The organism is Microbacterium sp. NRRL B-14842, from assembly GCF_050470785.1.
The window spans coordinates 841865-855723 of the sequence record NZ_JBFLUM010000001.1 but is presented as its reverse complement, the minus strand read 5'-3'; the positions used below and the strand labels follow the sequence as shown (position 1 = coordinate 855723).

The 13859-nt window shown below is 68.3% G+C and carries 18 protein-coding genes and 1 tRNA gene; 11 read left to right on the top strand and 8 right to left on the bottom strand.

Annotation, left to right across the window (positions count from 1 at the left end):
- Positions 1 to 14 precede the first annotated feature (14 nt).
- From AB1285_RS04320 to AB1285_RS04305, 4 genes are all read left to right on the top strand, one after another.
- On the top strand, positions 15 to 323 hold the full coding sequence (locus tag AB1285_RS04320; RefSeq protein ID WP_370428489.1) for a WhiB family transcriptional regulator: 309 nt from the start codon (positions 15 to 17) through the stop codon (positions 321 to 323).
- A complete protein-coding gene (locus AB1285_RS04315) occupies positions 320 to 892 on the top strand; it encodes a hypothetical protein (protein ID WP_370428488.1) in 573 nt (190 codons plus the stop codon). Before AB1285_RS04320 ends, AB1285_RS04315 begins: the two co-directional genes overlap by 4 nt.
- Positions 893 to 1134: 242 nt before the next feature.
- Positions 1135 to 1395, top strand: a complete 261-nt coding sequence (locus AB1285_RS04310; protein ID WP_370428487.1) for a hypothetical protein — start codon at positions 1135 to 1137, stop codon at positions 1393 to 1395.
- A gap of 2 nt (positions 1396 to 1397) precedes the next feature.
- Positions 1398 to 2042: a recombinase family protein gene (locus AB1285_RS04305; RefSeq protein ID WP_370428486.1), complete on the top strand. Its 645-nt coding sequence runs from the start codon at positions 1398 to 1400 to the stop codon at positions 2040 to 2042.
- Positions 2043 to 2049: 7 nt separating this feature from the next.
- On the opposite strand, the gene AB1285_RS04300 is transcribed toward AB1285_RS04305, so the two are convergent.
- Positions 2050 to 2601: a hypothetical protein gene (locus tag AB1285_RS04300; RefSeq protein ID WP_370428485.1), complete on the bottom strand. Its 552-nt coding sequence runs from the start codon at positions 2599 to 2601 to the stop codon at positions 2050 to 2052.
- A 652-nt stretch (positions 2602 to 3253) separates the two neighbouring features.
- Between AB1285_RS04300 and AB1285_RS04295 the strand changes: the two genes are divergently transcribed.
- Positions 3254 to 3427 (top strand): hypothetical protein, encoded by a 174-nt coding sequence (locus tag AB1285_RS04295; RefSeq protein ID WP_370428516.1) that lies wholly within the window; start codon positions 3254 to 3256, stop codon positions 3425 to 3427.
- 47 nt (positions 3428 to 3474) lie between these two features.
- Here AB1285_RS04295 and AB1285_RS04290 read toward each other — a convergent pair whose 3' ends face one another.
- The 6 genes from AB1285_RS04290 to AB1285_RS04265 form a co-directional block, all read right to left on the bottom strand.
- A complete protein-coding gene (locus AB1285_RS04290; protein ID WP_370428484.1) occupies positions 3475 to 4506 on the bottom strand; it encodes a diacylglycerol/lipid kinase family protein in 1032 nt (343 codons plus the stop codon).
- Entirely contained in the window at positions 4503 to 5603 is a 1101-nt protein-coding gene (locus AB1285_RS04285) for a fatty acid desaturase family protein (protein ID WP_370428483.1), read from the bottom strand. Before AB1285_RS04285 ends, AB1285_RS04290 begins: the two co-directional genes overlap by 4 nt.
- Before the next feature lie 33 nt (positions 5604 to 5636).
- Positions 5637 to 6176 (bottom strand): hypothetical protein, encoded by a 540-nt coding sequence (locus AB1285_RS04280; RefSeq protein ID WP_429977421.1) that lies wholly within the window; start codon positions 6174 to 6176, stop codon positions 5637 to 5639.
- 110 nt (positions 6177 to 6286) lie between these two features.
- Positions 6287 to 7159, bottom strand: a complete 873-nt coding sequence (locus tag AB1285_RS04275; RefSeq protein ID WP_370428481.1) for a type II secretion system F family protein — start codon at positions 7157 to 7159, stop codon at positions 6287 to 6289.
- Positions 7156 to 8013 (bottom strand): type II secretion system F family protein, encoded by an 858-nt coding sequence (locus AB1285_RS04270; protein ID WP_370428480.1) that lies wholly within the window; start codon positions 8011 to 8013, stop codon positions 7156 to 7158. The genes AB1285_RS04275 and AB1285_RS04270 overlap by 4 nt, the downstream gene beginning before the upstream one ends.
- On the bottom strand, positions 8010 to 9191 hold the full coding sequence (locus AB1285_RS04265) for a CpaF family protein (protein ID WP_370428479.1): 1182 nt from the start codon (positions 9189 to 9191) through the stop codon (positions 8010 to 8012). Before AB1285_RS04265 ends, AB1285_RS04270 begins: the two co-directional genes overlap by 4 nt.
- Positions 9192 to 9293: 102 nt before the next feature.
- On the opposite strand from AB1285_RS04265, the gene AB1285_RS04260 reads away from it, so the two are divergent.
- The 6 genes from AB1285_RS04260 (at position 9294) to AB1285_RS04235 (ending at position 12990) form a co-directional block, all read left to right on the top strand.
- Positions 9294 to 9686, top strand: a complete 393-nt coding sequence (locus tag AB1285_RS04260) for a hypothetical protein (RefSeq protein ID WP_268776847.1) — start codon at positions 9294 to 9296, stop codon at positions 9684 to 9686.
- Positions 9687 to 9780: 94 nt separating this feature from the next.
- A complete protein-coding gene (locus AB1285_RS04255) occupies positions 9781 to 10578 on the top strand; it encodes a glycosyltransferase family A protein (protein ID WP_366237665.1) in 798 nt (265 codons plus the stop codon).
- A complete protein-coding gene (locus AB1285_RS04250; RefSeq protein ID WP_370428478.1) occupies positions 10575 to 11420 on the top strand; it encodes an endonuclease/exonuclease/phosphatase family protein in 846 nt (281 codons plus the stop codon). Before AB1285_RS04255 ends, AB1285_RS04250 begins: the two co-directional genes overlap by 4 nt.
- Positions 11417 to 11998, top strand: coding sequence for a hypothetical protein (locus tag AB1285_RS04245; protein ID WP_280568815.1), 582 nt, complete (start codon positions 11417 to 11419; stop codon positions 11996 to 11998). Before AB1285_RS04250 ends, AB1285_RS04245 begins: the two co-directional genes overlap by 4 nt.
- A gap of 67 nt (positions 11999 to 12065) precedes the next feature.
- Positions 12066 to 12147: transfer RNA gene (locus AB1285_RS04240), tRNA-Leu, on the top strand.
- Positions 12148 to 12225: 78 nt separating this feature from the next.
- Complete coding sequence (locus AB1285_RS04235; protein ID WP_259954214.1) at positions 12226 to 12990, top strand: DedA family protein; 765 nt, start codon at positions 12226 to 12228, stop codon at positions 12988 to 12990.
- A gap of 12 nt (positions 12991 to 13002) precedes the next feature.
- On the opposite strand, the gene AB1285_RS04230 is transcribed toward AB1285_RS04235, so the two are convergent.
- Positions 13003 to 13815 (bottom strand): Ku protein, encoded by an 813-nt coding sequence (locus tag AB1285_RS04230; RefSeq protein ID WP_187661912.1) that lies wholly within the window; start codon positions 13813 to 13815, stop codon positions 13003 to 13005.
- Positions 13816 to 13859: the final 44 nt, after the last annotated feature.

Sequence of the window (13859 nt, the reverse complement as noted above, 5' to 3'; positions counted from 1 at the left end):
GCAGGAGGAGGGCCATGAGCACTGATGACGCATGGGCCGACCTGAACGCCGCGTTGGAGGACTACGCGCCACCTTGCAGCGGCCTGCACCTGTTCGTCGCAGATTCTCGAACCGACGACCAGCGGGACGAGTGCTCCGTCATCTGCGGGCGCTGTCCCATCCGTGACCTCTGCCACCACTACGCCGTCGCGTCGAGGGTTGACGCCGGTTACTGGGCTGGCATCGACCGGGCCTCACGCGGCAGGGGTCGCCCGCGCACATCAACCACCGACGCCGGGGCGGTATCCACGGCACCCATCACACAGAAGGAAGAAACACCATGAGCAAGTCAACCGCCAAGTCCGTCGAGCAGATCCTTCCCACCGCCCTGAACGGTTTCAAGGATCAGGCCGCGCAGGTGAAGGACGCGCACCGCACCGCCCGCAAGGCGATCCAAGATGATCCCATGACCAGCGACCTCGCAAAGAAGGAGCACCTGGCCGCGCTGGACAAGGACACCCGCGCCAAGCTCGACGGCATCAAGGCCGAGCAGGACACGTTCGTCAAGAACCTGCGCGACCAGGTCGAGAAGGAGTTCCGTGGGCACCGGCCGACCGACGCCAACTCGATCATGCTGCGCCGTGATGCCAGTGACCGCGCCCGCAAGATCATCGAGCAGCAGGAGGCGGTGGACATGCTGAACGACGCCATTGCTAACGATGACGCCGAGATGGCCCACGCCATCGGCATCCGTGCCAGCAACACGGGCATGAGCGGTGTGGTCGAGACCTGGCGGGCGGCGTTCCCGGAGACGGCTGGAGCGGCTGCGGCGTTGGCCTACGTCGAGGCGAACACCAGCGGCGGCGCATACAACCTGTCCAACCAGATGACGTACGCGGCGCCGAACGTCTGACGCATGACCGGGTGAGGGATTTCAACTCCTTTGCCCTCACCCGCTGGGCGGTGCATCGCCCAGCACCCAGAGGCCCCCTTGGCACATGCTGGGGGGCCTCTGGCGTACCCACAGCACCGGCACTCTGTCATCACATTGCCCATCAATAGGAACCAATCTTGAGCAAATTGTGCATGAAGGGGACCCTTCAGTGTTACGGTTCATGTATCGAACAAATGTGCGAATCAGCTAAGGAGTCCACCATGTTCACTCGCACCATCCGCGCCACTGGCGAAAAGCTGACCGTCGCTCACCCCGAAGAGATCGGCCTCGACCCCGAGGGCGGCAAGTGGGTCACCTTCTGCGAAGAGCACAAGACGCACGTCTACGCGGCGACCCAGTCGGCTGCCTACTACACGCACGGCATCGACTTCTGTGACGGCTGCCGGGAGGGTTCGCCCGCACCCATCACCAAGGCCACACCTGTCAAGAAGGCCACCACGGCGCGCAAGGGCAACCGCTGACCATGACCACCATGATCGGCTACCTGCGGGTGTCAACTGAGGAGCAGGCCAGCAGCGGCCTCGGGCTTGACGCGCAGCGCGACACCATCCAGCGGTACGCCGACGCGCACGGGTGGGACATGGTCTGGTACGTGGATGAGGGCCTCAGTGCCAAGTCGCTTGATCGCCCGCAGCTACAGGCCGCGCTCACCCGGCTGCACGTCCCGCCCAAGCGCCGTGACGTTGACGGCATCGTGGTAGCCAAGCTCGACCGCCTCAGCCGCAGCGTGCATGACTTCTCGGGCATCCTCAAGCGGGCCGCTGCGCGCAAGTGGGCCGTCGTGGCTATCGACCTCGGCGTGGACACCAGCACCCCCACGGGCAAGCTCGTCGCCAACGTGATGATGTCGGTAGCCGAGTGGGAACGCGAGGTCATCGGGGAGCGCACCAGCGCCGCAATGCAGGCGGCGAAGCGGGCCGGGAAGCACATGGGCCGGGTGTCCGTGCTGCCGGAGGCCACGGGGGCGCGCCTGCTGGCCCTGCGCGCTGCTCACACGCTGGCAGCCACCGCCGATACCCTCAACGCCGAGGGGCTCACCACCGCCACGGGCAAGCCCTGGACGGGTAACGCCGTGGCCAAGGTGCAGCAGCGCCTCAGTGCCGCTTAGCGATGCACTAGTCCAAAGGCTCCAGGCGCGGGTTCGAGGTCGGCGGCAATTCCCACCCGTGGCGCTCGTGAATCTGCTTGATGAGGTCTCTCGCGTGTGATTCCAGCTTGGCGAGGGCTGTCGCGTCGTACCCCGTGGCCCGGAACCGTCGCACGTTCTGACTGAGCGCCTGCGTCCAACTCATAAGCGGGTCAAGGTTCCGGAGCCGCTGCTCCACACTGTCGCCGGGCTGCGCTGCATCCATGACCTGACGAGCAATGGTCGCCCCCAGGGCACGCTCCGCCTCTAGCCAGGTGTCGAGGCCTGCCCAGTCGGTGTACTCGTCCGCCAGGTCGATCATCGCAATGCGTAGGTTCGCGAGGCGCTCCCCCACCGGCTCGGTGGTCGGATCGAACGCGACGAGCCGTTGTATCGCCTCCTGAAGGGCCGACCAAAGCGCGGTCGTGACCGCCTTACGGGATTCCCGAAGGGCCTCCTTGGAACGCTGGTTGGACAAACCGGTTCCGATCACAGAGACGAGAACAGCGACGATGGAGACAATAAGCGCGGCGACATCCATGAGTTGATGTTGTCAGGTTGCCAGCGTCTTTAGTCGAGGAGCCTGCATCATCGTCTCGGAGTAGGTAGCGATTCAGGACAGTCGAGCGTGGTGGCGAGCGTCCGGATGAACTCGCCGACTGCATCAGGGGCTGGCAGGTCGATCCGGAGTCGGATGCTTCCGGCCTTCGGTCCGGTACCGTTGACGATTGCCGCTCCGCCGAGCTCATCGAGAAGCGGGCTGATAGCGCCTGCTGCATCGGCCGGCAGATGTCCGACGCCGCGTCCGTTGGAGGTGACGGCGACCCCGGCGGGGGCTCGTCGTGTGCGGGGCTGGGTGCGAAGGACGTAGGTGCGAGGCGCTTGGCTGTCGCGTTCGCGGTCGTTCACGAGGTAGTGGGTTCGTTCCAGCACGACAGGCCGCGTCGGAAGGTGCCGGAGATCGGGGAGTTCGTCGTGGCGGCTGATGCGACCGGTTGTGATGTGTAGAACTTGTTCCCACCATGCGGGCATGAGCGCCCCCTTCTCCTCGGATCGGTATGCCATCACCGAGGCGGAGCACTCCTTTACTATGTCAGCCCGGTCTGTGAATCCTCCGGTCAGCCGCGGGCACGGATAGATCGCGCAGAGGCAATGTCGTTGATCACCGGTATTCTCGGGCGATTGAGCGTAGGGTGAGCGACATGTGGACAGTTCTTCTCATTTTGCTTGTGGCCTGGGTGGTGCTGTCGATCGTGGGATTCGTGTTCGAGGGCCTGCTCTGGTTGGCCATTATCGGAATCGTGCTCTTCATCGGCACCCTGATTTTCGGGATACTCCGGCAGCGCGCCAAGCGCGCCAAGGCGTAGTCCCCCCGCCCGGGGCCCACAGAGCGCGGTTCGTGCTTTTGGGTTTTCTACGGGCGTGACGGCCACTGTTGCGCCATGCTGCTCTTCTCCACCGACCTGGTTTGGCCCGACACTTGCAGGGCGCCTGGGCGGACGCTGACTCGAACACGGGTGATGTGACCGAAGCTGTCGCCGTCGAGTTCGATGAGGTGAGGGGCGTCGAACCGGGCTTCGAACCGGTGTCCTTGTACGTAGGCGAGTGCATGAAGGTCGGGCGCCTGCTGGAGGAATCTGCGGCTGAGCAGGGAACGTCGAGCGAGGCCTTGCAGGGTGAGGCGGGTTCCGATCCGCGCCCACCCGAAGCGTCCTGTCGGGCGCATCATCACGACGTCCAACAGCCCGTCGTCGATAACTGCAGCGGGGATCAGCAACATGTTCCCTGTCAGGGTTCCACAGTTGCCGACGATGACCGTGTGCGCCCGCGTCGACCTCACCCGCCCTCCGTCGATTCGGTAGTCGAGATGGAAGAGCTTGTTCGAGATGACCGAGCGGGCGATCGGTGTGACATACGCGAACCAGCCGAGATGCTTCTTCGCAACGGTGCTCGTGCTCTCCGCCATCTCCGCATCCAGTCCCATACCCGCCATGACCATGAACGTATGCGAACGCCGGGCGCCGCTCTCGTCCTCGAGCTCAGCCACCCCGACATCCACGGACCGGTCCTCACCCGAGAACGCAACGGAAACGCAGGCGGCGATGTCGTTGAGCGGCGCACCGACATCACGAGCAAGAAGATTGCCGGTACCCAGGGGAACCAGCGCGACCGGGATGCCCGTCCCTTGCATCACCTCCGCGACGGCTCGGACCGTGCCGTCGCCGCCCGCGACCATCACCACCGCCGGAGCAGCAACGAGAGCGTGCTCCGCGGCGGCCCGGCCCGCGTCGTCGCTGCGGGTCTCGTACCAGCGCGTCTGCTCCCAGCCGTGCTCGGCCTCACACTCCGCAACCACGGGCCGGAGCCCCTCCAGCGGAGTCTTCACAGGGTTGTAGACGACAGCGGCGTGCCGTCGCCCGGCTGCCGGGTGGTCGTGCGTGCTCACTGCGGGACTGCGGCGATGTAGCGGCGCTGCTCGACCAGGGGACAGGTGAACACGTCACGCTCCCCGAGCCCGACACGGTTGATGTACCGCACGATGATCGCATAGGACGCCAACAGCCCCGTCTGCACATACGGCACATCATGGCTCCGGCAGTACACGGCAATGATGGGCGCTGCCTTGCGCAGGTGAGGACGCGGCATGGACGGAAAGAGGTGATGCTCGATCTGATAGTTCAGCCCGCCCATCGCGGTGTCGAGCAGACGACCGCCGCGGATGTTCCGGCTCATCATCGCCTGGCGGCGCAGGAAGTCGAAGCTCGCGTCGCGGGGCACGATCGGCATCCCCTTGTGGTTCGGGGCGAACGAGACGCCCATGTAGAACCCGAAGAGCCCGAGCTGCACCGCGAGGAACACGAATGCGATGCCCGGCGAGAGCTCGAGGAAGACGAGAACCGGGAACCCGACCAGGCGGATCAGGAGGAACCCGATCTCGACCCATCGTCTGCTCAGTGGCCCGCGCGTGGCCACCCGACGCACCCCGGACGCATGTAGCGAGATGCCTTCCAGGAGCAGTATCGGGAAGAAGAAGATCCCCTGGTGCGACCGCAACCACGACAGGACCCGTCCTCTCGGTGCGGCACGCTCCGGGGCGACGACGATCACCGGTAGATCGATGTCGGGATCGGACCCCAGCTTGTTCGGATTCGCGTGGTGGCGGGTGTGCTTGTGCTGCCACCATCCGTAGCTCATCCCCACCAGCAGGTCGCCGAGGACGAGGCTCACCCAGTCATTCCATTTGCCCGAGACGAAGATCTGCCGGTGCGCCGAATCATGGCCGAGAAAGGCGATCTGCGTGAACACGACGGCCAGGAACGCCGCCGTGAACAGCTGCCACCACGTGTCACCGATCCACACGAACGCCAGCAGACTGCCGGCGAGCACAAGCGGTAGACCGATCAGCTTCGACCAGTAATACCCATACCGGCGACGCAGCAACCCCTGATCCCGGATCGTCTTCGCCAGGGCCGTGAACTCGCTACCGGCCCGGCCGCCGTGTCGATCTTCCGAGCGCGGTGTGGTCGAACGGAACCCATTCATGATGCGCCTCACATCCCCTGGCCATGGACGTCATCAACGCCCGTGGCCACCTTCGTCAGTCCAGTCGTCGATGCGAGCACGATCGTCGGTCGTCGCGGCACGCCGATCCGGCTCAGGCACTCGTGTCCCGGAGGTGCGGAACGTTACTGATTCCGCGAGAGCCGCGACAGAGGCCGCCCTGTCAAGCTCGCCCGCGGCCGCCTCGCGGAACCGGACCGCCGCCGCATCCTGCCTGGCGCGGACACCCTCGCTGATCTCCGCGAGCCGGTCGGCGAGCACCCCACCGAGACCGTCGCGCAACTCCTCGAGATTCGTGTTTGCGATCTCCAAGCGACGATCCGAGATCGTCACCTCAACAGTCGAGTACCCAGCCTTCGCGAGACGTTCCCGCGTCTCGCTCCCCAGGATCTCCGTGATCTCGTCCCGTTCGGGGCGGCGGGTGAACACCGCCTCCACCGTGTAACGATCCGGGGCCTCATCAGTCATCAGCGCCGCAGGCAACGAACCCACCAGCACCGATCCCAGGCCCAGCGTCGCGGTATCTGCGCCGCTCGTTCGTGTCTGTGTCTCCATAGCGCGACGTTACGCCTCCAACCTGTACGCCTCACAGGTTCAACCATTGGTCCGCGTGTCGGCGGCCACTACATGTACGCATACCGTCGACGCCTTGCGGTAAAGTATGCTTACACCATTTTGCATGGCAGGAGCATGAGTATCTCCTTCCGTCCGGCCTGCTCGATGCGCGTGCGCTTGGCCTCCTCCCTGGTGTCATCGGCCTGTGCGCGCAGCACCGCGGCGAGGGGTGCGCCGTGCTCGAGCGCGGCGACGATCTGGTCCGCGGCTCGGGTCAGCCCCGGAAGCTCCAGCCGACCCGCCATGGCGGCCAGCGCGTCGGCGAGGGACGACCCCGTCCCGACCTCCACGATCACGCGACGCAGCTCGACCGTGAGCTCCCCCGACCCCACGCCGGCCACGCGCTTCACGGCGTCGAGGAAGCCCTCGCCCGCAGAGAGGCAGAGGGCCAGGAACTCCAGGGTCGTCGGCAACTCCTCGGTGAGGCGCACCTTCCGTGCCCGCACCCGCGCCGAGAGTCGCATGTCGTAGCCGACGGCGCCCGCCGCTCCCGCCAGGAGCGGGATGGCACCGACGGGAACGGACCACCGACCGATCAGCACGAGGACGATGACGGCGAGCGCTCCGCAGACGAGCGCGACCACACCTGAGGCGAGCTGGCGTCCACGGAAGGCGACGGGATCGAGGGGCGAGCCCGCCTGCGCGAGTCGTCGTCGGAGTCCCTCGCTCCCGCCGAGGACGCGGTCGATCATCTCCCCACCGACGGTTCCCAGGCGGAATCCACCGGCAGGCAACGCGCCGGCCCGGGGAGGAGCCTCCCGCGGCAGCACGTCATCGTCGACGACGTCGCGGATGTACGGCGCGATCCGTGAAGCGAGCGACGCAGCCCGCCATCGCGGCAGGCCGGAGAGAAGCGCCAGGACCCCCGCCGCGAAGCCGCCGCCGAGCAGCACGGCCACGGCGAGTGCGGAGAGCCCGCTCACCCGAACCACCGACGCGGCTCGGGTAGCCGACCGATCCGGATCATGAGGCGGAACGCGACGACCGAGACGACCGCGCCCACGACGATCACGACGATGCCCTCCGGTGTGCTGTACGCCTTCGCCCCCTCCGGACGGAGGATCAGGAGGGTGAGGATGATCCACGGCGCCACGGCGCCGAGGACGGCGGCTCCCCGGATCCACGACTGCCGCGCCTCGACCTCGCCGCGGAGCGCCGCGTCCGCACGGACGGATGAGGACAACGCCCGCAGCACGCCGATGAGCTCGGTGCCGCCGACCTGCCGCGCCATCCGCAGCGTCTCGATGATCCGATCCCCGAGCGGATCGGCGAGGACGACCTTCAACCGGTCGAGACTCGCGTCGAACCGTCCGCTGCTCCGCAGGTCTCGGGCGAACACGCCGAATGCGGGGCGGAGCGCCGGGGGCGCCGACTCGGCGAGGGTGGCCACCGCATCCGGAAGCGACAGGCCGACGCGGATCGCGGCGATCAGCAGGTCACAGACATCGGGCCAGAGTTGCCGGCGCAGACGCCGCAGCCGCAGTCGTCGGCCGCGCAGGTAGGCGATCGGCGCAGTCCCGCCGGCGATCCCGGCGAGGACCGCGAGCGCGGCACTCCCCGTGACGAGCCAGACGAGGGACGCCGCACCGAGGGCGGCGCCGGCGATGCCGATCACGAGGGAGCGGGTCTGCAGGGACGGGAACCCCGCCTCACCCGCCAGACGCACCAGGCGTCCGCGGTGCGGCGTGGAGGTGGAGCGCTCTCCCGTCGGCCACAGCCATGGCGACAGGGTCAGGAGCACGCCGGCCGCAAGCGTCGCGCCGAGGAGGATCGTCATGCGAGGACCCCCGAACCGACCGAGGTCGACCGTAGCGGCCGGTGTGCGGCGGCGCCGAAGACCGGAGTGCTGAGCACCCGTCCCTGGACCACTTCACCCGTCGGGGCGACGATCTCCTCGACGTATCGTCGGCCTGCCGCATCCCGCGCGCAGTGGACGACGAGATCGACCGACGACGCGATCGCCGGAGCGACGAAGCCGCGGTCGATGTTCCGCCCGGCGAGGAGCGGCAGCAGGCACAGCTTGTCGAGCGCCTCCACAGCGGAGTTGGCGTGGACAGTGCAGGCGCCGGGGACGCCGGTGTTGAGTGCCAGCACGAGGTCGAGGGCCTCCGCATCGCGCACCTCTCCGACCACGAGCCGGTCCGGTCGCATCCGCAGAGCTTCCTTCACCAACCGCCGCAGCGTGATCTCACCCGTGCCTTCGAGGCTGGGCTGACGCCCTTGCAGCGCGACCACATCGGGGCCGTCCACCGCGAGCTCGAATGTCTCCTCGACCGTGATGATGCGCTGGTCCGCCGCGCAGGCGGCCAGCAACGCGCCGAGCATGGTCGTCTTTCCCGCGTGGGTCGCCCCGGACACGATCACGGACGCACCTGCCCGCATCGCCTCACCCAGGGCATGCGCGGCATCAGGAGTCAGCGCGCCCTGCGCCGTCAGCGCGTCGAGCGAGCGGTGCCCGGGAAGGAACTTGCGGATGTTGACCACCCACGACCCGCGGACGACATCGGCGATCGCCACGTGCAGCCGCGAACCGTCCGGCAGCGAGGCATCGACGAACGGCTGCCCTATGTCCACGCGCCGCCCCGTCGCCTGCAGCATGCGCTCCACCAGATCCCGCACCGTCGCCTCGTCCAGCCGCAGCGCTGTCCGCTCCGCCACACCACCCCGCGCGGTATGCACGAACCCGTCTCCGTTGATCCACACCTCCTCGATGCCGGGGTCGTCGAGCAGGGGCTGCAGAGCGCCGAACCCACTCACCGCCGCGAGAACGTCCCGCACGCACGCCGCCTCGTCCTCCACGAGCACGCCGCCCCGCGCGAGAGCCCGATCGTCGTGGCGCCGCACCTCCGCCCTTGTAACCTCCCGCGCCCGCTCTGGGTCGATCGCCGGATCCACACCCTCGGTCCGCAGCCGACGCCGAACGAGGTCGGCGATGATCGACGCGGGCTGCTCCATCCCTGCATCCTCGCAACGATCAGCTCCCGGCCCGCGGAGTTATCCACACCCCCCTGCGCGGCCTCCGAACGGAGGCGGTCCGGCACCCGATACGGTGCAGGCATGAAGCGGTTCACTGTCTCGTGCGGGCTCCTCGGCGTTCTCCTCCTGTCCGGCTGCACCGGTGGTCCCGATCTCCTGCAGTGCCAGAGCGTGGCCGCCGTCGACACCGAACTCGAGGCCTTCTTCGCGCAGGACACGGTCGGCGGTACGGCGACTCCGGAGCAGACCGAGCGCCTGAAGGACTTGGCGGACGAATACGCCGATCTCGACGTCGACGGCGAGGTACAGGAAGCGGCGACGGCCGTAAGCGACGACCTGCGCGCGCTCTACGACTACCGCGTCGGCGTCCAGAACGGCGACGCCGCGGACCCCGACCGCGAGCAGGCACTCCGCCGGACTGCGATCGACACGTTCGTCGAGGGGCAGGCCGTCTGCATCGAGGGCTCGTCCTGACGCCGCCGTATCGAGCCGCCCGCCCCGGTGTCAACCGGTACGTCCCCTGTGGTCGCGCTCCCTAGGCTGAGGAGCAGACCTGCGAGGAGACGACGTGCACCGCGCCACACCAGCCGCCCCTGAACCGACCCTGAGCGTGGTCATCCCGGTCAAGGACGATGCGGCGGAACTGCGGCGATGCCTCCGCGCCCTCGCCCGGCAGACACTCCCGCCCGACGAGATCATCGTCGTGGACAACGCCTCGACCGACGATTCGGCCGCGGTGGCCGCCCGGCACGGCGCGCGGGTCGTGCGGTGCGACACTCCGGGCATCCCCGCGGCGAGCGCGAGCGGCTACGACGCGGCGACGGGCGACGTGATCCTGCGGCTCGACGCCGACGGGGTACCGGGGCCGCGGTGGGTCGAGACGATGGCGACCGCGTGCACACGCGATCCGCGGGTCGGAGCCTGGACGGGCGGGGCGCACTTCGTCGACGGTCCCCGGTTCCTGCGGAGGCCCCTCGCGGCGGCCTACCTCCTTTCCTACGTCGTCGTGTGCGGCTCCGCCCTGGGCCACGGGCCGTTGTTCGGATCGAACCTCGCCCTCCGCCGCTCGGCCTGGCTCGCCGTCCGGGACCGGGTGCACCGCGACGATGCCGCGCTTCACGACGACCTCGACCTCGCCTTCCATGTCGGCGAGCTCCACCGCATCCGCTGGCTCCTGCACACCGATATGGGCATCTCCATGCGCCCGTTCGGCAGCGGACGCTCCTTCGCCCGCCGCTCCTGGATCGGCGCTCGCACCGTCCTCGTGCACTGGCCCGAGGACTTCCCTCCGGTGCGCTGGGTGCGGCTCGCGCTGCGCCGGGTGCTGCACCGCCTCGGAGTCCCCGCGCCGGGAGCCCGCCGATGACCGCGCCGCTCCTCGGATCGCCGTCCACCACCGAGCTGCACGTCATGACCCTCAACATCCGCCGCGACCTCGGCGCGCTCGCCTGGCCGCCCGCCGACCGCTGGTCGGTTCGACGTCCCCGGCTCACCGCGCTCCTCCGCGCGGAGCGGCCGGACATCCTCGGCGTACAGGAGGCCCTGCCCGCGCAGGCTGCCGAGGTCTCCGCCGCGCTCGGCCCGTCGTTCCACCGCGTCGGCCACGGCCGCCTCGCCGGACCCCGCGGCGAGGGTTGTCCGCTCTTCTACGACGCCGACCGACTGGAACTGGGCGGCTGGCGACAGGTCGCGCTCTCCCGCACCCCCGACCGCCCCGGTTCCCGCTCCTGGCTGAGCGTCTCCCCGCGGGTGGTGGTGGAGGCGTCCTTCCGCGACCGCCGCACCGGCGCCGCCCTCACCGTGCTCAACACCCACCTCGACGCGTTCTCGCCGTGGGCCCGGCTCCGTCAAGCGCAGGCGGTGCACGACGTCGCCGCCGCGGCGGAGAGCCCCGTCGTCCTCGTCGGGGATTTCAACGCCCCCGCCGGCACGGCACCGTGGTGCGCCGTCGAAGCCGACGACGTCCTCCGCGACTCGTGGACGGCGGCCGTCTCCCGCCGCACACCGGCCTGGAGCACGTTCGCCGGCTACCGGTCACCCCGCCGAGGACGCCGCATCGACGGCATCCTCACCTCCCCCGCGCTGCCCGTGCGCCGGGCGGGCATCAACGCCCGGCAGTATGGAGGAGGCTGGCCGTCGGATCATCTCGCCGTGCAGGCCCTGATCGACCTCGCCCACGGCGCCATCCCACCCGAGGAGACCGCATGAAGGAGGACTTCCTCCGCCCGCCGCACTCCATCGCCGAGTACGGCGCCGACGCCGTTCGTGTGATCGGCGTCCTCAGCGTCCTCGTCGCGGCGATCTGGTCGACCCCGACGGATGCGGGCATACTCGCACTCGCCCTCCCCGCCCTCATGCTCCCCCGCGTCCTCGGCATGCGCGGCGGCATCGACCTGGCCATCGGCCTGATCGTGCTCATCGCCGCCGCGAGCAACGTGTTCGACCTGTACCGCACGCTCACCGGGTGGGACCTCGTCGTGCACTTCGTCTGCACGGGAGCCCTCGCCGCCACCGGCTACCTCGTGCTCTCCCGCCTCGGCGTCGTCACGGCGCAGGAGTCCGCGGCGTTCCGCGCCCGCATCCCCCTCGTGCTCTGCACCGTGATCGGGCTCGCGGCGAGCGCCGTGTGGGAGATGATCGAGTGGGCGGGCCGCACCTTCGTCACCGACGAGATCTTCGTCACCTACGAAGACACCATCGGCGACATGGCCATGGGAGGACTCGGGGCTCTTGCGGCCGGAGTCCTCGTCGCCGTCGTCCGGTTGGAGCGTCGCCGCTCGGCGTGACGGCGCGGAACTGCGGGACGATCCCCAGGGTCGAACGGGGCGCGGGTCAGTAGACTGAAGCCACCGCGCGGGAGTGGTGGAATTGGCAGACACGCAGGATTTAGGTTCCTGTGCCCCAGGGCGTGTGGGTTCAAGTCCCACCTTCCGCACGACGGGTGCTTCGGTGCCCGCATCGCTCCACCGCCGACACCTCACGACCGACGGGAATCCCGCCAGTGCTCGAAAGCATGCTGCACGCCCCTACCGCGCTCATCCCGTGGCTCGATCCGCAGACGATCATCGGGGCGGCGGGTCCGTGGGCGCTCCTCGTGGTCTGCTTCATCATCTTCGCCGAGACGGGTCTGCTGGTCGGCTTCCTCCTGCCCGGTGACACTCTGCTCATCATCGCGGGCCTGCTGACCCACACGAGCAACGTCTTCGGCGTGAACATCTGGGTCGTCTCGCTCCTCATCGCGCTCTCCGCGTTCATCGGCGGCGAGGTCGGCTACGTCATCGGCCACAAGGGTGGTCCTGCCGTGTTCGAACGCAAGGAGTCCGGCCTCTTCAGCCGCAAGAACGTCGAGCGCACCAACGCGTTCTTCGAGCGCTTCGGCGGCCTCACCGTGATCCTCGCGCGCTTCGTGCCGATCGTGCGCACGTTCGCCCCGGTCGCGGCGGGCGTGGGCCACATGCCGTGGCGGCGCTACTCGCTCTACAACTTCATCGGGGCGATGATCTGGGGCTTCGGACTCACGATGGTCGGCTACCTCATCGCCTACATCCCGTGGATCCGCCACCTCGTCGTCGAGTACATCGACATCATCCTGCTCATCGCCGTCGGCGGCACCGCGCTCGTCACCCTGTGGCATTACTTCTCCGAGCGTCACAAGGCCAAGAAGGCCGCGGCCGCAGGAGAGGACGTCGTGACCGATCACGAGGAGGCCGAGGAGCTCGTCCTCGACGCCGACGTGTTCGATCGAGCCCCCGACCTGGACGGCGACGGGAAGCACTGACCAGGCCGCGGATCAGCCCGCGTTCTTGGAGCGCTTCTCCTTGGAGCGGGCGACGCTGGCACGCAGCGCCTCCATCAGGTCGATGACCTCGCCGCCGTCGGCCGCCTTCTCAGCATCGCCGCCGAAGGTCTCCGCCACGTCGAACGTCTCCCCGGCCTCGATCTTCGCGTCGATGAGGGTGCGGAGCTCCTTCTGGTACTCGTCGACGAACTCTTCGGGATCGAAGTCGGCCGAGTAGCTGTCCACGAGCGACGAGGACAACTCCAGCTCCTTCTTCGAGATCCGCACGTCCTCGTCGAGCGACGGGAACTCCGCCTCTCGGACCTCGTCCGACCAGAGCAGCGTCTGCAGCACGAGGACCTTGCCCCGCACGCGCAGCGCGGCGAGCCGTGTCTTCTGACGCAGCGTGAACCGCACGATCGCGGTGCGGTCGGTCTGCTCGAGGGTCTTGCGCAGCAGCACGTACGCCTTGGGAGACTTCGAGTCGGGCTCCAGGTAGTACGGCTTGTCGAGGGTGAGCGGATCGACCTGATCGGAGGGCACGAACTCCACGACATCGATCTCGCGGCTCTTCTCCGCCGGCAGCGCCGCGAGGTCGTCCTTGGTGAGCACGACGGTCTGCCCGTCGTCGACGTAGGCGCGATCGATGTCGGAGTAGGCCACCGTCTCGCCGCACACCTCGCACGTGCGCTGGTAGCGGATGCGACCGCCGTCCTTCTCATGCACCTGATGCAGCGGCACGTCGTGGTCCTCGGTCGCCGAGTACACCTTGACCGGCACGTTCACCAGCCCGAACGTCAGGGCGCCCTTCCAGATCGTCCTCATCACACCAGTAGACACCAGCCACACCCGTCACGACCACCCCTTGA

What these genes read in the sequence shown, in the direction of transcription:
- AB1285_RS04235 (WP_259954214.1), top strand. Translation starts at nt 12,226, where the DNA reads ATGCTGCACGCCCCTACCGCGCTCATCCCGTGGCTCGATCCGCAGACG.
- AB1285_RS04270 (WP_370428480.1), bottom strand. Translation starts at nt 8,013, where the DNA reads ATGACGATCCTCCTCGGCGCGACGCTTGCGGCCGGCGTGCTCCTGACC.
- AB1285_RS04310 (WP_370428487.1), top strand. Translation starts at nt 1,135, where the DNA reads ATGTTCACTCGCACCATCCGCGCCACTGGCGAAAAGCTGACCGTCGCT.
- AB1285_RS04265 (WP_370428479.1), bottom strand. Translation starts at nt 9,191, where the DNA reads ATGGAGCAGCCCGCGTCGATCATCGCCGACCTCGTTCGGCGTCGGCTG.
- AB1285_RS04250 (WP_370428478.1), top strand. Translation starts at nt 10,575, where the DNA reads ATGACCGCGCCGCTCCTCGGATCGCCGTCCACCACCGAGCTGCACGTC.
- AB1285_RS04300 (WP_370428485.1), bottom strand. Translation starts at nt 2,601, where the DNA reads ATGGATGTCGCCGCGCTTATTGTCTCCATCGTCGCTGTTCTCGTCTCT.
- AB1285_RS04230 (WP_187661912.1), bottom strand. Translation starts at nt 13,815, where the DNA reads ATGAGGACGATCTGGAAGGGCGCCCTGACGTTCGGGCTGGTGAACGTG.
- AB1285_RS04305 (WP_370428486.1), top strand. Translation starts at nt 1,398, where the DNA reads ATGACCACCATGATCGGCTACCTGCGGGTGTCAACTGAGGAGCAGGCC.
- AB1285_RS04260 (WP_268776847.1), top strand. Translation starts at nt 9,294, where the DNA reads ATGAAGCGGTTCACTGTCTCGTGCGGGCTCCTCGGCGTTCTCCTCCTG.
- AB1285_RS04280 (WP_429977421.1), bottom strand. Translation starts at nt 6,176, where the DNA reads ATGGAGACACAGACACGAACGAGCGGCGCAGATACCGCGACGCTGGGC.
- AB1285_RS04285 (WP_370428483.1), bottom strand. Translation starts at nt 5,603, where the DNA reads ATGAATGGGTTCCGTTCGACCACACCGCGCTCGGAAGATCGACACGGC.
- AB1285_RS04315 (WP_370428488.1), top strand. Translation starts at nt 320, where the DNA reads ATGAGCAAGTCAACCGCCAAGTCCGTCGAGCAGATCCTTCCCACCGCC.
- AB1285_RS04320 (WP_370428489.1), top strand. Translation starts at nt 15, where the DNA reads ATGAGCACTGATGACGCATGGGCCGACCTGAACGCCGCGTTGGAGGAC.
- AB1285_RS04245 (WP_280568815.1), top strand. Translation starts at nt 11,417, where the DNA reads ATGAAGGAGGACTTCCTCCGCCCGCCGCACTCCATCGCCGAGTACGGC.